The following is a 24,303-nucleotide window of genomic DNA, read 5'->3' on the forward strand; positions in this document are numbered from 1 at the left end:
GATCTCAGCTCCCGCTCGGGAATTTACATGTCCGACCCTGTCAGGTCTTCGTCGTCTTCATCGTCTGCGCGTTCTTCCTCCGGTGTCGCACAGCTCTTCGCTTTGTCTCCGTTCCTGCGTCCGTATGCCGGACGCTGGGCGCTCGCTTTCCTTGCGCTGGTGACATCGGCGGGCGCGACGCTGGTGTTGCCGGTCGCGTTCAAATACCTCATCGATCGTGGCTTCGCCGAGGGCGACCGGACGCATATCGATCGATATTTTCTGGCGCTCCTGGTCGTCTCGCTGGTGCTGGCGGCCGCGACGGCGCTGCGCTTCTATCTCGTCTCCTCGCTGGGGGAGCGCGTAACGGCCGATTTGCGTCGAGCCGTGTACGACCACATGCTGCGGATGAGCCCGCAGTTCTTCGAAACCACACAGACTGGCGAAGTGCTGTCGCGACTCACCGCCGACACCACGCTGATTCAAACGGTGGTGGGTACGAGCCTGTCGCTCGGGCTGCGCAATTTCTTCCTTCTGACCGGCGGCGTGGCGATGCTCGCGGTCACGAGCCCGATGCTATCCGCGTACATCATCGCGACGCTCGTCATCGTGGTCGCGCCTGTCGTGATCTTCGGGCGGCGCGTGCGGAAACTCTCGCGCGCGAGCCAGGACAAGATCGCGAACACGAGCGCGCTGGCAGGCGAGGTGCTCAACGCGATGCCGACCGTGCAGTCGTACACGCAAGAGCCTTTCGAGACGAAACGATATGCCGGCGCGGTGGAAGCCGCTTTCGAGACCGCGCTCACGCGCATTCGCGCTCGCGCCTGGTTGACGGCCGTGGTGATCGTGCTGGTGTTCAGCGCAATCGTCTTCGTGCTGTGGCTAGGCGCGCAGGCAGTGCTCGCCGGTCGCATGACGGCGGGCCAGTTGTCCCAGTTCATTCTCTACGCAGTGTTTACGGCGGGCGCCGTGGGCGCGGTCGCCGAGGTATGGGGCGATCTGCAACGCGCCGCGGGCGCCACCGAACGCTTGCTGCAATTGCTCGCCGCACGCTCGCCGGTCGTGGAGGCCGAGAGCACGGTCACGCTGCCCGCGCGAGGCGAGGGCATCCGCTTCGAGAATATCGGGTTCTCGTATCCGTCGCGGCCGGGTATTGCCGCGCTTTCGGGGCTTTCGCTGCAAGTTCGTCCGGGCGAGCATGTCGCGTTGGTCGGGCCATCCGGCGCGGGAAAATCCACGCTGTTTCAACTGCTGCTGCGTTTCTACGATCCTCAGTCAGGCCGCATTCTGATCAACGGCGTGCCGACGCGCGATGTGCCGCTCGTCGAATTGCGCAAGGAGATTGGCGTGGTGCTGCAGGAATCGGTGATCTTTTCTGGCAGCGTGATCGACAACATCCGCTACGGCTCGCCGGACGCCGCGCTCGCGCAAGTGCAGCGCGCCGCCGACATGGCCGCCGCGGCCGGGTTTATCGAGGAGCTGCCTGAAGGCTACGACACGTTTCTCGGCGAACGCGGCGTGCGATTGTCAGGCGGTCAGCGTCAGCGTATTGCGATTGCCCGCGCGATTTTGAAGAACCCGCCCATCCTGCTGCTCGATGAAGCCACCAGTGCCCTCGATGCCGCCAGCGAACGGCTCGTGCAAAAGGCGCTGGACAACGCGGCGCACAACCGCACGACGCTCGTCATTGCGCATCGGCTTGCGACGGTTCAGCAGGCCGATCGCATCGTCGTGCTGGAACAGGGGCGTATTGTCGCGCAGGGTCGTCATGCGGAGCTGCTCTTGAGTTCGCCGCTTTATGCGCAGTTGGCTGCGTTGCAGTTCGGGGATCAGATGGGGGTTGCCGGAATTGCTCGTGGGCATGAGGCTTCGGCTTGAGCTTCGCATGACAGCCGTCGCTTGCTACGCGCACACGCAGTGAAACGGCTCCCGCTACAGCGCTGCAACTTGGCGCATGACGGCATCGGCCGGTCGATGTGGCAACCCGGTCGCTCCATCGGCCAAAGCATCGTGGCCAACGAAGCGTCCCAACGGCCGACGAACAAGCAGTCGTCGTTTGGCCGAGCGACGACATCGAAAAGATCATGCCGAACACGCCGGGTGCAATGACGCTTACTGCTCTCTTTGTAGCACCTCGTGATCCGACTCGCATGCGCACTCGTAGGCCGATGATCGTCCCCAGTTGAAGAGCCGCGAGGTCTTGCCGATGCCTGGATTGAAGGCATTGGTCGGGTCCAGTTCTTCGTAGAACCGTGCAAGAGACGCTTTCGCTTCGTACAGGTGACCGACGTTGTGTTCGGCGGGATACTCGGCACCCCGCGCGGCGAGCAGAGCGAGGATGTCGTCCTTGATCCGGTCGCAATCGACACCTTTCTTCACCAGGTATTCCTGATGCAGAACGTGGCAGAAGAAGTGGCCGCAATACATCGTGAACTCGATGTCTTTCAAAATATGCGCTGGCAACCGTTCGAACCAGTCGGTCGTGTTCCGTGGAAGCGCAACGTCGAGCGCGACGATGTCCTCCACGGTTCGCGAATGGACTGCCCGATAGCGCACCATGGCGCCTCCAATCGCGAAGCGGTTGAGGAAAGCCGCCTTGCCTTCCTCGGGCGTGCATTCGAAATAGCCACCCTGTTGCGACGGAAAACGCGACTCGAGGTAGGTTCGCGCTTCGTGCACCCCGTCGTTGCCCATCTTCAGCAACAGATGATGCTCGAACCGGTCGCGATACTCGATGAGCCGGCGCGGCAGATGCTCGGGCAAAAGCCGGCTCGCCGCCTGCAACAGCCGATCGCTGATGCCGTTACCAAGACGCGCTTTCTCGGTGAACCCGTCGAACCTGCTCTTCGCCGCGAATGCATGCGGCACCTTATCCGTGCCGAACGCACGAATGTACATGTACATGTCCTTGCCGTAGCGACGGGCGATATCGAACGCTCCGCGGTGCATGTACTCACCGGCGATCGGTAGACTACGGAAGCCACTTAGTATGTCGCGGCGTATGGTTTCCAGCTCGGCGGCGTCGTTGCTGCCGATATAGAACACCTGAGTTTGTTCGTCCGCCGCAAAGGTGTCGAGCCGCAGAGCGAAAACCGCAAGGTGTCCGGCAGAGCCCGATGCTTCATAGAGCCGGCGCGGGTCGGCATTGAAGCGCGCGGGCGTCGACGCATCGATGTCGCGCACATGGGTGCTGTACTCGTTATCCGAAGCGAGCAGCCCTGCGGCTGCCGGAATATCGTCCGGCAATTCGCCCGCGTCCAGACGGCCGAGTATGACTTCGGCGGAGTCGCCCAGATCGATTCCCAGATGATTGACGAGCTTCAGCTCGCCGTCCGCCGTGACGCGCGCGTGGATCGACAATTGGGTGAATGCGGGTCCTCGGCGAATCAGCGAGCCGCCCGAATTGTTGCAGATACCGCCCGTCACCGAAGCGCCGATGCAGCTTGAGCCGATCACCGAATGCGGTTCGCGGCCGAGCGGCTGCAGTCGCTTTTCAAGCTGATCGAGCGTCACGCCCGGCTGGCAGATGACCTGCTCGCCGTTTCGAATCACGTCCAGCCGCCGCAATCGCATGGTGTTGAGCACGACGACCGGGCGGTCGTAGCCGCCGTCCGCAGGCGTCGATCCGCCCGTCAACCCGGTGTTCGCCGCCTGACAGATGACGATAGTCCGTGCACGATGACAGGCCTGAAGCGCCCGCCACATTTCGACCAGCGTGCCGGGCTGAATGGCCGCCAACACCTGGCCGCTGCCATAGCGATAACCCTGCCGGAAGCGGCGCGTTTCAGTGGCGCCCGTGAAGACGAACTGGCTGCCGACGATGTCGCCAAGCGACTGAATGAGTTCATGCATGGTTGAGGACTTTGGACCCTGGGGCGGTCATGACGAGTTTGAGAATCGAACGGTGAAACTTTACGCGATTCATCCGGAAATGACATCGCCGGACACGTCGAGATCGAAACCGGACGGCTCGCTTTATGTCGTTCCAGGGTTTTAACGAGTAGGTCGGACTATGCGATGTACTTGGGCATCGACGGTGGGCAGTTTTCGCATCTGGAAAATGCAGGCCGCTTGTCGCCGGTACACGACGAATCGAGGCAGCCGCGCGGCGCACCAATTAAATTGCGCCTCTCAAAACTTGAAGGCGAAAAAAAACCCGCGAAAATCGCGGGTAATAGCACTGATGGGCCGTCTCGGCTCTCTACCAGTGAACCGCACCGAACGACGAGCCAGCATTTCCTGCTCTTCTCGATCAGTCGTTATCGGCCCTCGGGTTCAAACGAAGATTATCCAGATCAACTTGCGAGAAGGTCGCATTTACACCACACGGTTTGGATATTTTAACTATATAGGTAGTATGTTCCGACTAAGCCACTTTTCTTGGAGCGATTAGCCAGAGATCGCGAGTGATTTGCTTGAGCGTCAGTGTAGAAGTGGGTAATTCATGGCGCTCAACCGTAAAAAAAGCCCATACGTGTTATTAATGAGCGCCCGCAATGCGAATTTCTTTTAAGGCATGATGCGAACGGACGTGTTGAATTACCCGTACATCAGGCCATATTTTCAATGGCTTGCACCTTTGGCGTGAATGACGAGCGCTAACGGGGACATTTCGCGAAAATCGTGACATCGATTGAATATCGCGCGCGATCCGAGACTCGCATGTTCATAAAAAAGCAGGCTTGGCGCGCTCGGTCGGCTATCATGCCTATCCTCTTCGAAGTAGCTATCTATGATTTCCGTCCGTAATGTCACGCTACGCCGTGGCGTCAATGTCGTACTCGACTCCGCGTCCGTCACCTTCACCCCCGGCGAAAAGATCGGCCTCGTAGGGCGCAATGGCGCCGGCAAGTCGTCCTTCTTCGGCCTTCTCAATGGCACGCTGCACGAGGACAGTGGCGAGTTTTCGATTCCCGCTGCCTGGAAGATGGGCCAGGTCGCGCAGGAGATGCCGGAGACCGAGCAGAGCGCGACCGACTTCGTAATTGAAGGCGACACCGTGTTGCTGGCCGCGCAGATCGAAGTCGCCGCCGCGGAGACCGACGACGATGGCATGCGCATGGCGCACGCCTACATGGCCCTTCACGACGCCGGTGCGCACGATGCCCCCGCGCGTGCCCAAGCGCTGATCCTAGGGCTCGGTTTCAGCGCTGCGCAACTTAGCCAGCCGGTCAATAGTTTCTCCGGCGGCTGGCGCATGCGGCTGCAACTGGCGCGCGCGCTCATGTGTCCGTCCGACTTGCTATTGCTCGACGAACCGACCAATCACCTGGATCTCGACGCGCTGGTCTGGCTGGAGGCGTGGCTCAAGCGTTATCAGGGAACCTTGGTCGTGATCAGCCACGATCGCGAATTCCTCGATGCGGTCACGCAGGTAACGGTCCACGTCGATAACGCCAAGCTCGTGCGTTACGGCGGCAACTACAGCAAGTTCGAAGACATGCGCGCCGAGCAGATGGCGTTGCAGCAGGCCTCGATGGCCAAGCAGGCGGACAAGATCGCCCACCTGCAGAAGTTCATCGACCGATTCAAGGCAACGGCTTCGAAAGCGAAGCAGGCGCAGAGCCGGGTCAAGGCGCTCGAACGCATGGAGAAGATCGCGCCCGTGCTCGCCGACGCAGAGTTCAACTTCGAGTTCAAGGAGCCACTCAACGTCCCGAACCCGTTGTTGTCGATGCTGGACGCGACCTTCGGCTACCCGGCGCCGAGCGATGCCGAGCCCGGCACGCCGCCGACGGTCATCGTGCGAGGCATCAACCGGTCGGTGCTGGCCGGACAGCGCATTGGTATTCTCGGTGCCAACGGCCAGGGTAAGTCCACGCTGGTGAAGACGGTGGCGCACGAACTTGCGCCGATTGCGGGCGAAATCAGCGAAGGCAAGGGCCTGAACATCGGCTACTTTGCGCAGCAAGAACTCGATGTGCTGCGTCCGCTCGACACGCCGCTAGAACACATGATCCGCCTTGCCAAGGACACGCCCGCGAACATGCGTGCGCCCGGCCAAAGTGGCACCGAACAATCGCTTCGCACGTTCCTCGGTACTTTCAACTTCAGTGGCGACATGGTTCATCAGGCAGTCGGCACGATGAGCGGCGGCGAAAAGGCGCGGCTCGTGCTGTGCATGATCGTATGGCAGCGTCCTAACCTGCTGCTGCTCGACGAGCCTACGAACCACCTCGACCTGGCCACACGCGAAGCGCTAGGCATGGCACTCAACGAATTCGAAGGCACGGTGATGTTGGTCAGTCACGACCGGTCCCTGCTGCGCGCGGTGTGCGACGAGTTCTGGCTCGTGACCAAAGGCGGCGTCGAACCCTTCGACGGCGATCTGGACGATTACCAGCAGTTCCTGCGCGACGAAGCACGTCGCATGCGCGAGGCCGCTGGAGAGCAAAAGGCCATCGCCTGAGTTCACCCTTGGCATTGCCGCGTAAGCATCAGGTTCAGGTTCTGGACGGCAGCGCCGGATGCCCCTTTGCCAAGGTTGTCGAACACCGCGGACAGCAGAACCTGCCCGTGTTCCACGTTGGAAAATACGCTCAGGTGCATGTCGTTCGTACCGTTCAGCGCCTGAGGATCGAGATGCCGCAAAACGCTCGATTCATGCGGCGGCAAGACATGCACGTGGGCCGCGTCCGCATAGTGGCGCGCGAGGCAAGCGTGTAACGTGGCGCCATCCACGTCGGATGCGAGCAGCCGCAACTCCAACGGCACCGTCAGCACAATGCCCTGGCGAAACGCACCATACGCAGGCACGAAAATCGGGCGCTGCGCGAGTCCGGCGTGCGCCTGGATTTCCGGCGTGTGCTTGTGCGCGAGCTCCAGACCATATACCTGGAATAAAGGCGCGTTGACGGCATCTTTACCTTCGTGTTCCTCCACGCCGGCACGACCGCGTCCCGAGTAGCCGGATACCGCATGAATGCTGACAGGATAGCCGCCGGGTATGAGTCCGGCCTGCAACAGCGGACGCAGCAAGCCAATTGCCCCTGTCGGATAGCAGCCGGGATTGGTGACGCGACGGGCGCTTGCAATGCGATCGGCTTGTCCTGCCGTCATCTCCGGAAAGCCGTATGTCCAGCCCGGCTGTATGCGGTGGGCCGAACTCGCGTCGATGACTCTGACGGCAGGATTGACGATAGCGTCCACTGCCTCGCGTGCGGCGGCATCGGGCAAACAAAGAATTGCAATGTCGCAGGCGTTGATGGCTTCCGCGCGACGGCGTGAGTCTTTACGTTCTTCGGCGGCAAGCGTGAACAGCGTGATGTCGGTCCGATCACGCAGCCGTTCGTGGATTTGCAATCCGGTGGTGCCTTGGTCGCCATCGATGAAAACAATGGGGGCGCTCATACGCGGGATACTCCGAGTGGTGGTAGCGAGCAGAACGAGCGCCTATGTTCATCTAATCGTTAGAATAAGAAAATTCGAATTTCATGACTTGAACATTCAACTTTTCTGAATTTGGACGCAACATGCGAGAGATCAGCCTTGACCGTTTGCGCACTCTCATCGCGGTTGCCGAGCGGGGCTCATTTGCCGATGCAGCGCGCGCTCTGCATCTGGCGCCTCCGACGGTCAGTTTGCATGTCGCTGAACTCGAAGACCGCATTGGGGCGCCGCTCTTGTCACGCAAGCGCGGGCAGGTCAGGCCATCGGCAATAGGAGAGCTGCTGGTGGAACGCGCGCGTCGGCTGCTGGCCGATGCGGAGCAGGCGTTGGACGATATCGAACGCCAGGTGCAGGGACTCGAAGGGCGGGTGCGGCTCGGTGCATCGACTGGCGTGATCGCGCACTTGTTGCCGCAAGCGCTCGACGTCTTGCGCCAGCACAATCCCGCAATCGATATTCAGCTTGCGGTGCTCACGTCGCATGAAACGCTGTCCCAATTGGCGGATGGGAGACTGGATGTCGGGCTGGTCGCGCTGCCTCAACTCCCCGTGGCCGGACTCGTGATAAAGCCTTGGCGCCGCGACCCGGTGATGGCGTTCGTGCCCGCGCATTGGCGTTGTCCCGCCCGTGTCACGCCTGATTGGCTGGCCGCTCGGCCTCTCATATTGAATGATGCGACTACGCGTCTCTCGCGTCTGACAGCGGAGTGGTTTGCGACGGCGGGTCATCATCCGACGCCGCGCATTCAGCTGAACTACAACGACGCGATCAAGAGTCTCGTGGCGGCAGGTTACGGCGCGGCGCTTCTGCCGCATGAGGCGACGACGCCATCGCCCGACGGACGCGTCGTCATGCGTCCGCTGCGCCCGGCGTTGTGGCGTCGGCTAGGCATTGCACACCGTGTGGGGCACGTTGAGCGCACCACTCGACAGGTACTCGATGTCTTGTGGGATCTACGACTAGCCTAGCGTTGCCGGGTCGAGGCTCACGAAACTCCCGAAGAGAACGCCGACCACGCTTAGTGGATCGTAGAGAGCTTGGTCGTGATGGCGGAAAAGGTGGTCGACAGTTGAGTGGCGACGCCGCTGACGGACGTCATGATGCCGAGCGCAAGTACGCCGGCGATCAGGCCATATTCAATCGCGGTAATGCCGCGCGTATCCTTGAGATAGCGCTTGAAGAAGTGCGTCATGATTTGATCCTCGGGTTCAACGTTGTGGAGTCTTTGCCCGGTGTACCGATTGGTCGTCTGCATCGGTAGTCGTCTCTCTCAGTTGACGAATCCGAAGGTTTTGAATGCGCAGAAGCTTCATCGTGTACCCGGGCCTACGGTTCAGGCTCTGGGTATGAAGCGTCGCTTGAGCGCACAGTGCCTGATGCGATGCTCCATGTATCCAATAACGGCTCCCGGCGATAGAACATGAATGAGTGAGAGGGGATTTGTTCCGCCGTGGCGTCGGGGGCGCACCTTTTTACCGAAACCGCGGTTGCGCAAGCTGGCTCGTAATCGATATGCGAGCCGCCGAACCATTCTTTTCGAACCGATACGGTCGTACTACGCACATTCCCTTATGCGCAAGGGCGATTGTGACGAAGCAGGGAAGTTCTCGATTCGGAATACTGGGTGGTTGCCGCCTCGGGAACGCAGACGGGGACTGGCTCTCGCGCCGAATGGGCCGTCATCTGCAGTGTGAATCGACAGCGTCCGGTATAACGCAAAGTCATACCGCTATCAAAAAGTCTCAGTACCCGGCCTGTAAAGTTTTCGCTAGATTCACTGCAAAGTCATAAGTGCCTATCCATGCCGGATCAACCGCTCCGGGCCAACCGCAGACGAGAACAAACAGAAGCCGTCATGACTCGACACGACACAGAGAAGACATTGCGCGTAGCCATCGTCACAGGAGCAGGCAGCGGTATTGGTCGGGCAACGGTGCACGCGCTCGCGAACGATGGCTGGTGTGTCGCGCTCGCCGGACGTCGGCAAGAGGCGCTCGACGCGGTCATTCAAGACTACGAGCAACACGTTCCCGAATCCGCCAGCAAGTTGATGGCCATTGCCACCGATGTCACCAACGCGGCATCGGTACAACGTCTCTTCGACACGGTGCAGGAGCGCTACGGTCGCCTCGATCTGCTTTTCAACAACGCGGGAGTGGGCGTGGAAGGCGTGTCGGTCGAGGATCTTTCGATAGAGCGCTTTCGCACGATGCTCGATATCAATGTGATCGGCACGCTTTTGTGCACGCAAGCCGCCTTTCGCCGGATGCGTGCAAATAACCCGCCGGGCGGCCGGGTCATCAACAACGGCTCCTTGTCGGCACATACGCCGCGTCTTCATTCCGCGGATTACACGGCAAGCAAGCACGCAGTCAGTGGCTTGACGAAGGCCTGCGCGCTGGACGGGCGCAAGTACGACATCGCGGTCTGTCAGATCGATTTCGGCAACGTTCTGACAGAGATGGCCGCGGGAATGGCCGGTGGCGTTCTTCAGGCAAACGGCGAGCGAGCGCCGGAGCCGACGATGGACTTGGCGCATGCGGCGCAATCCGTCGCTTACATGGCAAGCATGCCGCCCGGCGCGAACGTGCAGTTCATGACGGTGATGGCAACCAAGATGCCGTTCATAGGACGCGGCTAGACAATCGGGCGAGCGCAGCGTGTACTGGTTGATTGGAAACCGGTGCCCCGCAATTAGAAGACAAAACAAATCGATGGAGACAGGTATGCTCGAAACGCTGACCGAAATACCGGAGATGGATACCGCTGCCGAGGCGCACCTCTTCAATAAAGTAACCCGACGTATCGTTCCCTTGATCCTCGCCTGCTTCGTGGTTGCTTACCTCGATCGCGTGAACATCAGTTTCGCCAAGCTGCAAATGCAGGCTCAACTCGGCTTCAGCGACGCCGCGTACGGCTTTGGCGCAAGCGTATTCTTCGTCGGTTATTTGCTGTTCGAGATTCCAAGTAACGCGATCATGGTGCGCACCGGTGCGCGACGCTGGATCGCGCGCATCATGATTTCGTGGGGCATCGCGTCGGCGGCAATGATGTTCGTGCGCGACGAAACCTGGTTCTATATCCTGCGGTTTCTCCTCGGCGCACTCGAAGCCGGGTTCGTGCCAGGCGTGCTCTACTTCTACACGCAGTGGTTTCCCGCCGAACGGCGCGGTCGCGTGAACTCGTATTTTTTCGGGGCGATTGCACTGTGCGGAATCATCGGTGGCCCGATTTCCGGCGGCATCCTGAAGTTCTTCGATGGCTTGAATGGCATGCCCGGCTGGCAGTGGCTGTTTTTGCTCGAAGGTTTGCCGTCGGTTCTGCTCGGCATCGTGGTGCTGATCGTGCTCGATGACCGGATGGAAGACGCCAAGTGGCTGACGCCTTCGGAGAAGACGCTTCTTGCCTCGATCCTCTCGCGCGACCGCAAGGTCGACAGCACGCATTCGTTCCTCGTTGCGCTGCGCTGGCCTGTGATCTATCTGTTCTCACTGATCTATTTCGGGCTGTGCATGGGGATCTACGGCTTCCTCTTCTGGATGCCGCAACTGGTGAAGAGCGCGGGCACAAGCGACCCGCTCATCATCGGTCTGATCACGATGATTCCCTATCTCGCGGCAATGGCTGGCACGGTGCTCATCAGTCATAGTTCGGACCGTACCGGTGAGCGGCGCTGGCATCTGGCCGGCTGCGCGATCGCGGCGGCACTCGGCTATCTGATCAGCGCCACATGGCCCGGCCATACGGTGTTGCTCGTGCTCGGCCTCAGCATCTCCGCTACGGGTGTCATCGCTTCGTTCGGCATTTTCTGGATGTTCCCGGCCAGAATGCTGACGGGTGCCGCGGCAGCAGCCGGGCTTGCGTTGATCAACTCGCTTGGACAGTTCGGCGGCATCGTTGCGCCTTATATGGTCGGCAAGGTCAAGGACCTGCTGGGGAGCCCGTCGATGGGACTCTATGCAATCGCCGTGGTGTGCGCGATTACGGCCGTGCTCATCGCGTGGGGATTGCCCCGGAAGATTCGGTTCCGCGATGTCGTGGTAGCGCGAGGACAAAACTAAAAAATACGGCGCGAGGCGTGGGAACCTGGAAAGTGGTCCACGCCTCGTTCCCACGCGAGCCGCTCACTGCGTCAAGCGATCCATCCATCATCTAGCCGCCAGCATCCCGAGTCGTATTGGCGACTGCTCCGGTGCGTTCCGCATGCGCAACGCAACATTGACGCCTTCTTCGAGCAAATCAGCGGAGCGATCGTCGAGAACGATGTTGACGCTGAGGTCAAGGCGTCGATCGAGGAACGACTTGAGCGCCGGCAAGACACGCAGCCGCGCCCATGCGGTCCTCCGAAAAAACCGTCTGACGAATCGCGCACCGCCTGCTCGGCTTGCTCCGCTTCTGCGATGGTCCGGCGCGCGTGCAAATAAAGCGCTGACCGGCTTCCGCCGGCGCGAGCCCTCGTGTCGAACGCAGCGGCAGACGCGCGCCTAGACGTTCCGCCATTTGCGCAACCGTCTTCGCTACGGCCGGCTGCTCCAACTTCTTCTGGCGCGCGGCGCCGGAGAGGGAGCCCGCGTTGACAACCCCTAAGAACGTCTGAGTCGCTGCGGGCCATGTCGGTCGCGGATATCGCCCGCTACAACGTGCGCGGTCAGTACGCGGCGGGCGCGGTTCATCGCCGCCATGCGGGCCATGCGCATTCTTCGTGCAGAGCGGTTAACGAGAACGCCGTGTTGCGATGCGTTGACCGACGGCTCAACGCCTAAGTGCAAGCGTCTCTCGGCAACCGGCCGCAGTCCATCTCGTAAACCCGCTTGCATCGTAATTTTGATCGGCCTATATTGCCATTCACCATCAACTATTGCGATGCGATAATTATGAGTGAAGACGTCCTGTTTTCCAGTCATGGCCGCGTGGCGGTCATTACGCTGAATCGTCCCGAGCGCCTCAACGCGTGGACCACGCCGATGCGTAACAAGATCATCGACGCGCTCGATCGCTACAACGACGACGATCAGGTCGCCGCGATCATCATGACCGGCGCCGGCAACCGCGCATTTTCGGCGGGGCAGGATCTGTCGGAAGCGCACGACTTCGACGGCGAGCGCGCCGTGGAATGGGTCAAGGAATGGCAGCGCTACTACGCCGCGCTGCGCGGCCTTCAGAAGCCGCTCGTCATGGCGCTCAACGGCACGGCCGCCGGCTCGGCATTTCAGGTCGCGCTGCTCGGCGACATTCGCGTCGGTCATCCGGGCGTGCGCATGGGTCAGCCGGAAATCAACGCGGGTATCGCCAGCACCACAGGTCCGTGGATCATGAACTCGATGCTCGGCATGTCGCGAACCATCGAACTCACGCTCACCGGTCGCCTGATGGACGCGGAAGAGTGTCACCGCATCGGTCTCATGCATCACCTCGTGCCGGAAGAAAAGGTGTTCGAGAAGGCGCTCGAAATCGCCACCGAACTCGCGGACAAGCCACCGGTTGCCATGCGTCTGGACAAGCAGCGTTTTCGCGAGATGACGGAGCCGGGTTTCGTCGATTGCATCGAAGCGGGCATGCGCATTCAGCGCGAAGCGTACGACTCCGGGGAGCCGGCTCGCATGATGGAAGCGTTCTTCAAAAAGCGCGCCAAATAAATCGGGCTGAAGCCGAGCCGTTCCTTTTCAATCCCTGTGCGGGAGACCTGAAACATGACGCAAGACTTCAATCCGACGCGACGCCGCGCCCTGCAAGGCGCGCTTGCGCTAGCCGTAACTGGCGCAATGCCGCTTGCAGCACGCGCGCAGAGTAAGCAGATCGTGGTGTCGGACCCGGGCGGCCCGTACACGACGGCGTATCGCGAGGCCTTCTACGATCCGTTCGAGAAAGCCACCGGCATCAAGGTGGTGAGCGTCGCGCGCGAATCGCAACCGGTGGCGCAGTTCGCCGCGATGGTGCAAACCAAGAACTACGTGTGGGACGTAACCACGCTCACGTTGTCCGCCGACATTCCATATCTCGAGTCGAAAGGTCTGCTCGAACCGATCGGGCTGAAGGCGAGCGACTTCCCGGACATCATGCCCGAGGCGATCACGCCGAACTGGCTTGGTGTGGACGTGTATTCGACGGTGCTTGCCTATCGCGCCGACAAGTTCAAGGACAACGGCCCGAAGTCGTGGGCGGATTTCTGGGACGTGAAGAAATTTCCCGGCCGCCGCTGCCTGCGGCGCAGTCCGCTCGACACGCTGGAGCAGGCGCTGCTGGCCGACGGCGTGCCGCTCGACAAGCTCTATCCGCTTGACGTTGATCGCGCCTTCAAGAGTCTCGACAAGATCAAGCCGCATATCGCCATCTGGTGGACCTCGGGCGCGCAGGCCATGCAGGGGATCCAGAGCGGCGACGTCGACATGATCTCGACCTGGAATGGCCGCGCGCAAGCCGCGAAGGATTCGGGCGCGCCGGTCAACATCGTGTGGAATCAGGGCCTGTATTCCATCGAGGGCTGGGGCATTCCGAAGGGCACGCCGCGCGCCGATGCAGCCAGGCAGTTCGTGCGCTTTTGCGCCGATGCGAAGCGCCAGGCCGCGCTCACCCGCACGCTGGCTTACGGACCGACCAACAAGAAGTCGTTCGAGACCATCGACAAGGAGCGTGCCGCGCTGTTGCCGACGGCGCCGGAAAACATCAAGGACATGAAGCTGCCGAGTCCGCAATGGTGGGAAGAGAATCGCCAGAAGGTCACCGAGCGGTTCAATTCGTGGATCATTTCGTAAGGAGCGGAAGATGAGCTCGAAACTCGAGGCAATCGGCATCGCGAAGCGTTATGGCGACGTCATCGCGCTGGAAGCGACGGACCTCGCCGTGCAGGCGGGCGAGTTCCTGACGCTGCTCGGTCCCTCGGGTTCGGGCAAGACCACGTTGTTGCAGATGATCTCCGGGCTCGTTGCGCCGAGCGCGGGGCGTATCGAGATAGATGGCCGCGACGTGACGTATGTCGAGCCGGGCAAGCGCGGCATCGGCATGGTGTTTCAGAGCTATGCGCTCTTTCCGCACATGAGCGTGTGGGACAACGTCGCATACGGTCTGCGCATGCGGCGCAAGTCGCGCGAGGACGTGCGCGCCGCCGTGGACGACGCGCTCGCCATGGTGCGCATGACCGAATACGCCAAGCGCTTTCCGAAGGAACTGTCGGGCGGCCAGCAGCAGCGTATCGCGCTGGCGCGATGCTTTGCGTATCGTCCGTCGGTGATCTTGCTGGACGAGCCGCTCGGCGCGCTGGACAAGAAGCTGCGCGAGCATATGCAGTCGGAAATCCGCCGTCTGCACAAAGAGCTTGGCGCGACCTTCGTCTACGTCACGCACGATCAGGACGAAGCGCTCACGCTTTCGGACCGCATCTGCCTCATGAATCAGGCGCGCATCGAACAGGTGGGCACGCCCGCCGATCTCTACGACCGCCCGGCGACGCGATTCGCGGCGGGCTTCATCGGTCACTCGAATCTGCTGGAAGGCGCGCTCGACGACATGCGCGGCAAGGGCGGCGAGCCCATTCTGCTTGCCGCCGGCGGACGCATTCCCTTGCCGATGAACGCGCAAGTCGCACCGTCGACGCGCCACACGCTGTTGCTGCGTCCCGAGGCGCCGCGCCTCGTGGAACCGAAGAGCGGCTTCATCGACGGCACCATCGCCGATGTCGTTTTCTTCGGCAGCGATACGCGCGTGCAACTCGCCATGAACGACGGCAGCGAGATCACGGTGCGCTGCGAGCGCAGCCTGTCGCCACGCATCGGTGAAAGGGTGGGCCTCGTGTGGGACCCGTATCGCACCACGTTGCTGCACGCCTGAGGACGCGCATATGACCATCGCACTTCACGCGCAACGCGAGAACGAAGGCTCGCGGCGCGGCCGGTCCGTGTGGACCGCGCGCACGTTGCGCATCCTGCCCATCGTGCCGACCTTGTTGTTCCTGCTGGTGTTCTTCATCGTGCCGGTCGGCGAGATTCTGCAAGGCGGACTCGTCGGCGCGGACGGGCAATACGGTTTCTCGCAGTTCGAACGCATCGCGCGCACGCCGGTTTATGCCAAGGTTTTGTGGATTACGTTCGGCATCTCGTTCATGACGGCGGCGTTGTCCATTCTGCTCGGCTATCCGGTTGCGTACATGTTGAGCCGTCTGTCGGAGCGCGTGCGCGAACGCTGGCTGTTGTGGATCATGCTGCCGTTCTGGACCAGCTACCTTGTCAAAACCTATGCGTGGATGCTGCTGCTCTCCAAGACCGGCGTGCTGTCGACCATCGCGCTGTCGCTCGGTCTCGTGCGGGAAACGAGCGGTACGATTCCATCGCTGACCGGCGTCCTGATCGGCATGGTGCATTCCATGATGCCGCTCGCCGTGATGACCATGCTGCCTGTGATGCGCGGTATCGACGACCGTCTGACACAAGCCGCCGAAACGCTCGGCGCGCAACGCAGCATGAGCTTTTTCACGGTGTTTCTGCCCTTGTCGTCGCCGGGTGTCGCGGCGGCGGGACTGCTCGTGTTCATCTCGAGTCTCGGCTTCTTCATCGTGCCGGCGCTGCTTGGCTCGCCGAAGGAAACGATGATCGCGCAACTCGTGATCTCGTCCGTGCTCGAACTCTTCGACATGCGGTTCGCCGGCGCGCTCTCGACCGTGCTGCTCGTCTGCTCGATCGTGATCTTCTTCGTCTATGACCGCATGGTCGGCCTGACTTCGCTCACGGGCGAAGTCACCGAGCGTTCGCGCGGCTCGCGGGCGCAAGGCATCAAGCTCGCCGTTCTGATGCTGGCCGGCCGCCTCTTCGCGCCGTTTCTCATGCGCCGCAATCCGCATGCGGATACCGCCGCGCGCGCAGCCAGTCCGCTCGGCGTCTACACCTGCGCGATCATGGTGGTGCTGGTCGCGCCGGTGCTGTCGGTGATTCCGTACGCGTTCACGAAGAGCGACTACATCGCGTTCCCGCCGAAGCTTTTCAGCGGCAAGTGGTTCGGCACCTTCATGGATTCGCCCGTGTGGCACAGCGCGATCATCCGATCGTTCGAAGTGGGATTCGGCACCGCGGTGCTGTCGCTGCTGCTCGGCTTCGGCGCGACGCTCGCGATGACGCGCATGCCGCGCCGCGCCAGCAAACCGGTGTTCGCGCTGCTGGTCGCGCCGTTGATCGTGCCGCGTATCGTGGTGGCGGTCGGGCTCCTGTATCTGTTCGGACGCTTCGGGCTGACGGGCACCAACCTCGGGCTCGTGATCGGGCATACGGTGCTCGCTATTCCCTACGTGGTGGTGACGCTTGCAGCCGGCTTCCAGCGCTTCGACTGGCGTCTGGACGATGCCGCGCGGGTCATGGGCGCATCGCCGCTGCGGCGTATTACGTCGATCGTGCTGCCGCTTCTGATGGCGAGCGTGACGGCGGCGTTCCTGTTCGCATTTCTGGTTTCCTTCGACGATCTCACCATTGCGATCTTCGTGAGCGGCGGCATCAACTCGACGCTACCCAAACAGATGTGGGACGACATCCAATTGGCCGTGACGCCCACGCTCGCGGCGGTATCGACCACGCTGATCGTGCTGATCGCGCTGGTGGTGGCGGTGTCGTCGTGGATCAAGCGCCGCGCGCGCTGATTTCGACACCATTCAGCGACACCCAGCCATAAAAGCAGTCCATAACCCGATTCGAACATGCATCGTTATTCAGAATACTTTGGCCACCGGCACGCGAACGACGAACTCGATTGCGCGCCGCTCCTCGCGGCCGGATTGCGCGCCACGCCCGCGCGCACCGTCGTGCATTTCGACGATCATGCAATCTCGTGCGCGGACGCCTCGCGTCATATCGTGCAATTGCAACGCTGGTTCGCGGGTCAGGGGCTCGTGCCGGGCGATCGCGTCGCGGTGATGCTCGGCAACAGTCCCGAACACATTCATCTGATTTACGCACTCGTGTTGAGCGGCCTCGTCTGGGTGCCGGTGAACATCAAGTTGCGCGCGTCGGGCCTCGAATATCTGCTGCAACATGCAGAACCGAAACTCTTCGTCATCGACGGCGAGTTCGACGCGATCACGGCATCGATCGACTGCGGCATGTCCAAACGCACGCGCCTGCCCGCATTCGATGCGGCGGATACGAACGCCGCGTTCGCCACGCCGGCAATCCCCGTCGACGCGCCGTTGTGCATCATCTATACATCCGGCACGACGGGCGCGCCGAAGGGCGTCGTGTTTACGCATCGCATGATGCGCATTGCGAGTGAAGCGGCGTTGCGTGTCGCCGACGTGCGCGAGGGCGACCGCCTGTTCCTGTGGGAGCCGCTGTGCCACATCGGCGGCGCGCAGATGCTGTTGCTGCCGTTCCTCGAACCGGTGACACTGCATGCGGTGCCGCGCTTCTCGGCTTCGCAGTTTTGGCCGCAAGTGGAGCGCGCGGGCGCGACGCAACTGCATTACCTTGGCGGCGTGCTCGATATCCTGATGCAGTTGCCCGAAGCCGCGCAGCCTTCAGCGCATTCGTTGCGCGTGGCGTGGGGCGCGGGCGTGAGCGCGTCCGCGTGGGAGCCGATACAAGCGCGCCTCAAGGTGCGTCTGCGCGAGTGCTACGGCATGACGGAGTGTTCCAGCTTCGCTACCGCGAACGTTACCGGCAAGCCGGGGTCCATCGGCCGCGCGCTGCCGTGGCTCGATATCGAATTGCTCGATGAACACGGCCAGCCGGTGCCGCCAGGCGAGGCGGGTGAGATCGTGTTGTCGAGCAAAGTGGAAGGGACCTTTTTGCCAGCGTATCTGAAGAATCCCGAAGCGACGAAATCTGCGCTTCGCAACGGCAAATTGCACACGGGCGATCGCGCGCGCCGCGACGCCGATGGCGATCTGTATTTCGTCGGCCGGCAGACGGACAGCATGCGTGTGCGCGGCGAGAACGTGTCGGCATGGGAGATCGAACGCGTTTTCGCGACGCATCCGGCGGTGCGGTTGAGCGCTGCGATGGGCGTGGCGTCGGCGGTCGGCGAGCAGGACATTCTGCTCAACGTGCAGTTCAAGGACGAGCCGGTGGACTGGGAAACGCTGCACATATGGGCGCGAGAGCGCCTCGCGAGTTTTCAGTTGCCGCGTTATTACCGCGCGGTGCCGGGCTTCGAACTGACGGCGAGCGAACGCATCAAGAAGCATCTGCTGTCGCGCAGCGTGGAAGACGCGTGGGATCGGCTGGCCAGCGTGAAAGCCTGAGGAGTTATCGCATTCAGATAGGGTAATAGGGCTATGCGATAATTTTGCCATCGACGACAAAAGCATACGAGAGATGAGCGACGAGTCCAAAGCCCCGCGAAAACGCAAGAACGCCGCCGCGAAAGGGGCGGGCGAGGCGGTGGACGCAACTGCGTCGTCGCTGTACGTGCAGTCCGTCGAAAAGGCCATGAAGGTGCTCACGGCTTTCGACGGTAGCAAGCGGCAGTTGTCGCTTTCGGAAATCTCGGCCATCACGGGCTTCGACATGAGCGCGACGCAGCGCTTCAGTTTTACGCTGGCGGCGCTCGGCTATCTGTTCAAGGACCCCGACAGCCGCAAGTACGAACTGTCGCCACGGCTGCTGGACTTCACCTATCACTACCTCACGTCGAACGATCTCGTGAGCCGCGCCACGCCGTATCTGCAGCAACTCGGATCCGAGACGGAAGAGGCCACCAATCTCACCGTGCTGGACGACACGGACATCGTTTTCGTGCTGCGCATCGTGAGCCGCAACGTGTTCAACGCGCACGTCATCACCGGCTCGCGCTTGCCGGCTTATTGCACGGCGCCCGGTCTCTCGATCCTCGCCACGCTCGCCGACGGCGAGATCGACGACATTCTCTCGCGTACCAACCTCGTGCCCTATACGGCCTCGACGGTGTATCAGCCGCGCAAGATCAAGGAGCGTGTTGCACAGATTCGCAAGCAGGGCTATGCGCACACGGAGGACGAATATTTCGTCAGCGACATCTCCACTGCGGCCGCCATCACCAATGCGCACGGACGAGGCATCGGCGCGGTGAACATTGCGGTGGCGCGTTCGCGCTGGCAGGCCGATCGCGACGAAAAGCGCTTCGCGGATCTCGTCATTTCCACGGCGTCCGCCATTTCCACGCGCAGGCGCATCGAATAAGCCGCAACGGATACGTTCGACGCCGCTTGGAGCGCGACGATCGGCACGCCCTCGAACGACGGGCACGACAGCGATACTGTGTAGATTCAAGCGCCGGCAAAAAGCCGCGCAAGCGCCGCACGATAGTCGCGATAATGCCGCGCTTCATCGTGATGCCGACGCTCACGGATCACGCACTCGCCGCCAACGAACACATCGCGCACGGGCGATTCGCCGTGTTCGCAGAATACGACGGAAGAGAGCCACGTCGCGCTCGTCTGTTCCGCGAGATTCGGATGATCGGCGTCGAGCACGATCCAGTCCGCGCGCGCCCCCGGCATGAGCGCGCCGACTGCGCGGCCGGTCGCGCATGCGCCGCCTTCGAGGGCGTCGCGAAACAGGCGATCGGCAACCTGCGCCGTTTCGTGCGATGCCAGCACGTTACGCTGCCGCCGCGACAGACGCTGGCCATATTCGAGCAGTCGCAGTTCCGCGCGCCAGTCCACGCCGACATGACTATCCGAGCCGATACCGAAAGCGCCGCCTGCGTCGAGGTATTCGTTCGCGGGGAAAATCCCGTCGCCGAGATTCGCTTCGGTGGTGAGGCACAGGCCCGCAATGGCGCCGCTTTTCGCGAGCGCAGCGGTTTCGCTGGCGTCGATATGCGTCGCATGCACGAGGCACCAGCGCGCGTTCACGTCGAAACGATCCAGCAGCCATTGCACGGGCCGCGCGCCCAGCGCGGCAAGCGAAGCATCCACTTCCGCCGTTTGCTCCGCGATGTGGATATGAACCGGCGCGTCAGGCGAGATGTCGTTCAACGCTTCGATGACGACGCGCAGAGACGCCTCCGACACCGCGCGCAGCGAATGCGGCGCGACGCCGTATCGCAGCGCGCCGTGTTCGGGTCGGGCATGACGCAACGCGGCTAGCAGATCGAGATAGCCTTCGGTGGTATTGACGAAGCGCCGCTGATCGTCGCGAGGCGGCTCTTCGCCGAAGCCGCTGAACTGATAGAGCACCGGCAGCATCGTCATGCCGATGCCGGTTTCGCTCGCCGCATCCACCACGCGTTGCGCAAGCTCGGCGGGGTTTGCATGGCGCGTTCCATCCTCCGCGTGATGCACGTAATGGAACTCGCAGACGGACGTGTAACCAGCCTTGAGCATCTCGACATACAGCCAGCGCGCAATGGCGCCGAGCGTCTCGGGCATGATGCGCGCGGCGAAGCGATACATCAGTTCCCGCCAGCTCCAGAAACTGTCGGTCGGGTTCGCGCGAAACTCGGTGAGTCCGGCCATCGCGCGCTGAAACGCGTGCGAATGAAGATTCGGCATGCCGGGAATGACCGGTCCGGCGGCGCGCGCGACGTCGGCGGGCGCATCGCGCTTATCGGGTGTGACCGCCACGAGCGTACCTGTGGCGTCCCATTCGAGCAGCACGTCGGTGCGCCAGCCTTCGGGCAAAAGCGCATGCGCCGCAAAGAGTGATTTCGTGCGTGTATTCATGAGCGGACTACTCGGTGTCGGGCATCGGTGAAACATTCACGCACGCGACAAAACCGCTTGCAGGAACGAGCGTGTACGAGGCTGCGTGGGTGTCGAAAAGATTTGCGAGGGCGGGCCCGCCTCGACGATCTCGCCGCCATCCATCACGACGACGACATCCGCCACTTCTCTCGCAAAGCCCATCTCATGCGTGACGACGAGCATGGTCATGCCTTCGGCGGCGAGCAGCTTCATCACCTGAAGCACTTCGCCGACGAGTTCGGGATCGAGCGCGGACGTGGGTTCGTCGAAGAGCATGACGCGCGGTTGCATGGCCAGCGCCCGCGCAATGGCGACGCGCTGCTTCTGGCCGCCCGACAAACTCGCGGGCATGGCATGCGCCTTGTGTTCGAGGCCGACTTTCCTGAGCAGGCCGAGCGCGGCCGTTTCGGCATCTGCCTTCGATGCACCGCGCAACATCCGCGGTCCCACGGTAATGTTGTGCAGCACCGAAAGATGCGGGAACAGGTTGAACGACTGAAACACCATGCCCACTTCCGTGCGCAATGCATTCAGCGCGCGCTCCTTGAGCATGGTTCCCTGATCGACGAGCCGATGCCCGCAGATGTCGATGGTTCCGCGCTCGGGCTGCTCCAGACCGTTGCAGCAGCGCAGAAACGTGCTCTTGCCGGAGCCGCTTGGCCCGATCACCACGACAACTTGACTCGGCTCTATATCGAAGTCGATACCGTTCAATACGCGATGCGTCCCGAACGACTTGGTGAGATCGCGAATGCTGAGAATGGGTTGGGCGCTGTTCATTGCACCATGCCTCCTGCGCGCAGCCGTCGTTCCACGCGATGAAGAATGTAGTTCGTCGTCTGCGTCAGCACGAGATAGACGAGCGCGACGACGAGATACACCTCCAGCGACCGGTACGACACGCTGATGATCTTCTGTGCTTCGTGCATGAGATCGTCGATGGTCAGAAGCGACACCAGCGCCGAGTTCTTGATGAGCGCGATGAACTCGTTGCCGAGCGGCGGAATCATGCGCACGACGGCTTGCGGAAGAATGATCGCGCGCATGGCCTGACCCGCCGACATGCCGATGGAGCGCGCAGCTTCCATCTGTCCACGATCCACCGATTGAATCGCGCCACGCACGACCTCCGACACGTAGGCCGCCGAATACAGGCCGAGCCCGAGCATGCCGCACACGAAGGCAGGCAGCAGGATATTGAACTGCGGCAGGCCGAAGAACAGCAGAAACAGTTGCACGAGCAAGGGCGTGCCGCGAAAGAAGATCAGATATCCGGTGCAGAAGCCGTAGACGATGCGCCGCTGCGGCGAGAGCCGGCCGATGCCGATCAGAAGTCCGAGCAGGCACGAGAGCACGAGCGCGGCGGCGGTCACTTCCACCGTGACGAGCGCGCCATGCGCCAGATCGTCCCAACCGGCGAAGGCTGGCGTGAAGTCGAGTTGCATGGCTCAGGTCCGCCGGCTTACTTCGCGCTTGCCGTCGTGCCGGCGCTCGCGCTGAACCACTTCTTTACGATCGCGTCGTAGGTGCCGTCCGCCTTGATCTTGGCGAGCGCGGCGTTCATCTGATCGCGCAATTGCGGCTCGTCCTTGCGCACCGCGATGCCATATGCCTCGGTCGTCAGCTCCTTGTCCAGCACGCGAAAGCCGGGGCGCGTACGCGCGAACTGGAATGCGGCGGGCTTGCCCGTGACGGCGGCATCCGCGCGGCCGATGCCGACCAGATCGAACATCTCCTGATTCTTTTCCACTTCCACGCGCTGCACTTGCGGATAGTTGTCGCGCAGGAAGTTGACCGATTTCGTGCCGACCTGCACCGTCACTTTCTTGCCGTTGAGATCGGCGAGCGTCTTGATCGGCGAATCCGCCTTGACCAGTGCGGACAGGCCGCCCGCGAAGTACGACTGGGTGAAGTCGATCACCTGGGCGCGTTCCGGCGTGATGTAGATGCCGGAGATGGCTGCATCGAAACGATGGGCGACGAGGCCCGGAACCAGTCCCTTGAAGTCGATATCGGTCCACTGGATCTGCTTGCCCATGCTCTTGGCGAGCGCGTTCATGATGTCGATATCGAAGCCGGTGCGCTGACCCTTGTCGACGAACTCCATCGGCGGGAAGGTAGCGTCCGTGGCGACGTTCAAAACGTTCGAGTCTTGCGCGGCCGCGGCGCCAGGCAGCGCGACAATCATCATGGCGATACCGAAACTCGCGGCGGAAAGCAGGTTCTTGATTTTCATGGCGTGGCTCCAGGGGTGTGGTCTGTCGTTGATTGGCGGTTCAGGCGGCCTGCAGCCGCGCGGATATCGCATTGGCGGCGCGCACGGTCCAGTCCGCGAGTTGCTGCTCCCGGCCTGCCGCGCGCGAGGAGGGCGCCATCAGCGTGATCGATGCGCTCGCGCCCGCGCTGCGCGACGCGCGCCGGAACACGGGCGCGCTTACGCCCCAGACGCCGGGATCGACTTCGCTTTCGCTCACCGCGAAGCCGCGCGAGCGAATGCGCTCCAGTTCGGTTTCGAGGGCGGCGCGGGTGGCATCGTCGTTGGCGAACAGACGCTCCAGCGTCTCGGCGCGCAGTTTGTCGGCCATGAAGGCGAGCAGCGACTTGGCGGATGCGCCCGAGCGCAACGGCACTGAGCGTCCCTTTTCGAAAGAGCAGCGCAACGACTGCGTGCTCTCGATCATTTCGAGGCAGATCACCTGATCGTTCACGGCGACGATCAGGCCGACGCTTTCCTGCGTGGCGTTCGCGAGCTTCAGCATGCCTTCGCGGCTCGCTTCGACCAGCAGCGAATTGACGTCGAAGCCGAGCGCGAGTTGAAGACTGATCGGGCCGGGCGCGTAAAAACCGGCGTCCTCGGTGACGAAGCCCCAGCGTTTGAGCAACGCCACTTGCCGATAAAGCGTGCTCTGCGCGAGACCGGTGGCGGCGAGTATGTCCTTCGCGGACATGGCCTTGCCGTGGCTGGCGAGCGCGGTCAGCACGAGCAGCAGGCGCTCGGCACCGGTGACGTTAGATTCCCGTTTCACTGTGATGTCCAGCCGGAAAGGCGATGTCGATGAGCGCAGAATGCCACATCGCTCCCGGCGGACAAAAATGGAATTCCCAGCGATTGGGAATGAAGGTGAGGTTTTTAGTCGAACGTTAGGGGGTCATGCGCGCGAGGCGCGGCAAGGTTTGCCCGATACGCCTCCTGGGTCAGCGCATGTCGATCGATTCAGTCAGTTCCGGCACGAGCGAAAACAGGTCGCCGACGACGCCGTAATCCGCGACGCTGAAAATAGGCGCTTCCGGATCTT

General features: G+C 62.0%; 20 protein-coding genes. 11 read left to right on the plus strand and 9 right to left on the minus strand.

All coding sequences use genetic code 11. The annotated features are described in order from the left end of the window. Positions 1 to 27: 27 nt before the first annotated feature. On the plus strand, positions 28 to 1,857 hold the full coding sequence (locus tag NCR98_RS30870) for an ABC transporter transmembrane domain-containing protein (protein ID WP_250528232.1): 1,830 nt from the start codon (positions 28 to 30) through the stop codon (positions 1,855 to 1,857). Positions 1,858 to 2,091: 234 nt separating this feature from the next. On the opposite strand, the gene dld is transcribed toward NCR98_RS30870, so the two are convergent. Beyond that, on the minus strand, positions 2,092 to 3,831 hold the full coding sequence (dld, locus tag NCR98_RS30875) for a D-lactate dehydrogenase (RefSeq protein WP_250528233.1): 1,740 nt from the start codon (positions 3,829 to 3,831) through the stop codon (positions 2,092 to 2,094). A gap of 880 nt (positions 3,832 to 4,711) precedes the next feature. Here dld and NCR98_RS30880 point away from each other — a divergent pair. Next, complete coding sequence (locus NCR98_RS30880) at positions 4,712 to 6,388, plus strand: ABC-F family ATP-binding cassette domain-containing protein (protein ID WP_250494793.1); 1,677 nt, start codon at positions 4,712 to 4,714, stop codon at positions 6,386 to 6,388. Positions 6,389 to 6,390: 2 nt separating this feature from the next. Here NCR98_RS30880 and argC read toward each other — a convergent pair whose 3' ends face one another. Then, positions 6,391 to 7,329 carry an N-acetyl-gamma-glutamyl-phosphate reductase gene (gene argC, locus NCR98_RS30885; RefSeq protein ID WP_250528234.1) on the minus strand — a complete coding sequence of 313 codons (939 nt, stop codon included), beginning with the start codon at positions 7,327 to 7,329 and terminating at the stop codon, positions 6,391 to 6,393. 122 nt (positions 7,330 to 7,451) lie between these two features. On the opposite strand from argC, the gene NCR98_RS30890 reads away from it, so the two are divergent. Further along, entirely contained in the window at positions 7,452 to 8,336 is an 885-nt protein-coding gene (locus NCR98_RS30890; RefSeq protein WP_250528235.1) for a LysR family transcriptional regulator, read from the plus strand. A 50-nt stretch (positions 8,337 to 8,386) separates the two neighbouring features. On the opposite strand, the gene NCR98_RS30895 is transcribed toward NCR98_RS30890, so the two are convergent. Continuing rightward, entirely contained in the window at positions 8,387 to 8,623 is a 237-nt protein-coding gene (locus NCR98_RS30895) for a Flp family type IVb pilin (protein WP_350029536.1), read from the minus strand. Positions 8,624 to 9,223: 600 nt separating this feature from the next. Here NCR98_RS30895 and NCR98_RS30900 point away from each other — a divergent pair. Beyond that, positions 9,224 to 10,009 carry an SDR family oxidoreductase gene (locus tag NCR98_RS30900; RefSeq protein ID WP_250528236.1) on the plus strand — a complete coding sequence of 262 codons (786 nt, stop codon included), beginning with the start codon at positions 9,224 to 9,226 and terminating at the stop codon, positions 10,007 to 10,009. A gap of 85 nt (positions 10,010 to 10,094) precedes the next feature. Beyond that, the gene (locus tag NCR98_RS30905) at positions 10,095 to 11,429 is read left to right on the plus strand and encodes an MFS transporter (RefSeq protein ID WP_250511269.1); all 1,335 of its coding nucleotides are present in this window, start codon (positions 10,095 to 10,097) and stop codon (positions 11,427 to 11,429) included. A gap of 217 nt (positions 11,430 to 11,646) precedes the next feature. On the opposite strand, the gene NCR98_RS33550 is transcribed toward NCR98_RS30905, so the two are convergent. Beyond that, positions 11,647 to 11,904: a helix-turn-helix domain-containing protein gene (locus tag NCR98_RS33550; RefSeq protein ID WP_350029537.1), complete on the minus strand. Its 258-nt coding sequence runs from the start codon at positions 11,902 to 11,904 to the stop codon at positions 11,647 to 11,649. 338 nt (positions 11,905 to 12,242) lie between these two features. On the opposite strand from NCR98_RS33550, the gene NCR98_RS30915 reads away from it, so the two are divergent. From NCR98_RS30915 to NCR98_RS30940, 6 genes are all read left to right on the plus strand, one after another. Then, on the plus strand, positions 12,243 to 13,004 hold the full coding sequence (locus NCR98_RS30915) for an enoyl-CoA hydratase/isomerase family protein (RefSeq protein WP_250469541.1): 762 nt from the start codon (positions 12,243 to 12,245) through the stop codon (positions 13,002 to 13,004). Positions 13,005 to 13,058: 54 nt separating this feature from the next. Beyond that, positions 13,059 to 14,120 carry an ABC transporter substrate-binding protein gene (locus NCR98_RS30920; protein ID WP_250528237.1) on the plus strand — a complete coding sequence of 354 codons (1,062 nt, stop codon included), beginning with the start codon at positions 13,059 to 13,061 and terminating at the stop codon, positions 14,118 to 14,120. Between the two features lie 10 nt (positions 14,121 to 14,130). Beyond that, positions 14,131 to 15,192 (plus strand): ABC transporter ATP-binding protein, encoded by a 1,062-nt coding sequence (locus NCR98_RS30925; protein WP_250528238.1) that lies wholly within the window; start codon positions 14,131 to 14,133, stop codon positions 15,190 to 15,192. 10 nt (positions 15,193 to 15,202) lie between these two features. After that, a complete protein-coding gene (locus NCR98_RS30930; protein ID WP_250469538.1) occupies positions 15,203 to 16,984 on the plus strand; it encodes an ABC transporter permease subunit in 1,782 nt (593 codons plus the stop codon). A gap of 57 nt (positions 16,985 to 17,041) precedes the next feature. Beyond that, positions 17,042 to 18,583: an AMP-binding protein gene (locus NCR98_RS30935; RefSeq protein ID WP_250528239.1), complete on the plus strand. Its 1,542-nt coding sequence runs from the start codon at positions 17,042 to 17,044 to the stop codon at positions 18,581 to 18,583. Positions 18,584 to 18,656: 73 nt separating this feature from the next. Next, entirely contained in the window at positions 18,657 to 19,499 is an 843-nt protein-coding gene (locus tag NCR98_RS30940; protein ID WP_250494786.1) for an IclR family transcriptional regulator, read from the plus strand. Positions 19,500 to 19,585: 86 nt separating this feature from the next. On the opposite strand, the gene NCR98_RS30945 is transcribed toward NCR98_RS30940, so the two are convergent. From NCR98_RS30945 to NCR98_RS30965, 5 genes are read right to left on the minus strand one after another with little or no spacing between them, the layout of a single operon-like run. After that, a complete protein-coding gene (locus NCR98_RS30945; protein ID WP_250528240.1) occupies positions 19,586 to 20,986 on the minus strand; it encodes a formimidoylglutamate deiminase in 1,401 nt (466 codons plus the stop codon). Between the two features lie 36 nt (positions 20,987 to 21,022). Continuing rightward, a complete protein-coding gene (locus tag NCR98_RS30950; RefSeq protein WP_244831437.1) occupies positions 21,023 to 21,787 on the minus strand; it encodes an amino acid ABC transporter ATP-binding protein in 765 nt (254 codons plus the stop codon). Beyond that, entirely contained in the window at positions 21,784 to 22,452 is a 669-nt protein-coding gene (locus NCR98_RS30955) for an amino acid ABC transporter permease (RefSeq protein WP_250469534.1), read from the minus strand. The genes NCR98_RS30950 and NCR98_RS30955 overlap by 4 nt, the downstream gene beginning before the upstream one ends. Before the next feature lie 17 nt (positions 22,453 to 22,469). Further along, positions 22,470 to 23,243 (minus strand): transporter substrate-binding domain-containing protein, encoded by a 774-nt coding sequence (locus NCR98_RS30960; protein WP_250528241.1) that lies wholly within the window; start codon positions 23,241 to 23,243, stop codon positions 22,470 to 22,472. Positions 23,244 to 23,283: 40 nt separating this feature from the next. Then, a complete protein-coding gene (locus NCR98_RS30965; RefSeq protein ID WP_244831434.1) occupies positions 23,284 to 24,033 on the minus strand; it encodes an IclR family transcriptional regulator in 750 nt (249 codons plus the stop codon). Between the last annotated feature and the right edge of the window lie 270 nt (positions 24,034 to 24,303).

Origin of the sequence: Caballeronia sp. GAWG2-1, from assembly GCF_023631405.1 — a bacterium.
In the GTDB taxonomy this organism is placed as follows: domain Bacteria; phylum Pseudomonadota; class Gammaproteobacteria; order Burkholderiales; family Burkholderiaceae; genus Caballeronia.

Bases quoted from the DNA above. Each gene is read 5' to 3' on its own strand.
- NCR98_RS30870 (WP_250528232.1), top strand. From the start codon at position 28: ATGTCCGACCCTGTCAGGTCTTCGTCGTCTTCATCGTCTGCGCGTTCT.
- dld (WP_250528233.1), bottom strand. From the start codon at position 3,831: ATGCATGAACTCATTCAGTCGCTTGGCGACATCGTCGGCAGCCAGTTC.
- NCR98_RS30880 (WP_250494793.1), top strand. From the start codon at position 4,712: ATGATTTCCGTCCGTAATGTCACGCTACGCCGTGGCGTCAATGTCGTA.
- argC (WP_250528234.1), bottom strand. From the start codon at position 7,329: ATGAGCGCCCCCATTGTTTTCATCGATGGCGACCAAGGCACCACCGGA.
- NCR98_RS30890 (WP_250528235.1), top strand. From the start codon at position 7,452: ATGCGAGAGATCAGCCTTGACCGTTTGCGCACTCTCATCGCGGTTGCC.
- NCR98_RS30895 (WP_350029536.1), bottom strand. From the start codon at position 8,623: ATGCAGACGACCAATCGGTACACCGGGCAAAGACTCCACAACGTTGAA.
- NCR98_RS30900 (WP_250528236.1), top strand. From the start codon at position 9,224: ATGACTCGACACGACACAGAGAAGACATTGCGCGTAGCCATCGTCACA.
- NCR98_RS30905 (WP_250511269.1), top strand. From the start codon at position 10,095: ATGCTCGAAACGCTGACCGAAATACCGGAGATGGATACCGCTGCCGAG.
- NCR98_RS30915 (WP_250469541.1), top strand. From the start codon at position 12,243: ATGAGTGAAGACGTCCTGTTTTCCAGTCATGGCCGCGTGGCGGTCATT.
- NCR98_RS30920 (WP_250528237.1), top strand. From the start codon at position 13,059: ATGACGCAAGACTTCAATCCGACGCGACGCCGCGCCCTGCAAGGCGCG.
- NCR98_RS30925 (WP_250528238.1), top strand. From the start codon at position 14,131: ATGAGCTCGAAACTCGAGGCAATCGGCATCGCGAAGCGTTATGGCGAC.
- NCR98_RS30930 (WP_250469538.1), top strand. From the start codon at position 15,203: ATGACCATCGCACTTCACGCGCAACGCGAGAACGAAGGCTCGCGGCGC.
- NCR98_RS30935 (WP_250528239.1), top strand. From the start codon at position 17,042: ATGCATCGTTATTCAGAATACTTTGGCCACCGGCACGCGAACGACGAA.
- NCR98_RS30940 (WP_250494786.1), top strand. From the start codon at position 18,657: ATGAGCGACGAGTCCAAAGCCCCGCGAAAACGCAAGAACGCCGCCGCG.
- NCR98_RS30945 (WP_250528240.1), bottom strand. From the start codon at position 20,986: ATGAATACACGCACGAAATCACTCTTTGCGGCGCATGCGCTTTTGCCC.
- NCR98_RS30950 (WP_244831437.1), bottom strand. From the start codon at position 21,787: ATGAACAGCGCCCAACCCATTCTCAGCATTCGCGATCTCACCAAGTCG.
- NCR98_RS30955 (WP_250469534.1), bottom strand. From the start codon at position 22,452: ATGCAACTCGACTTCACGCCAGCCTTCGCCGGTTGGGACGATCTGGCG.
- NCR98_RS30960 (WP_250528241.1), bottom strand. From the start codon at position 23,243: ATGAAAATCAAGAACCTGCTTTCCGCCGCGAGTTTCGGTATCGCCATG.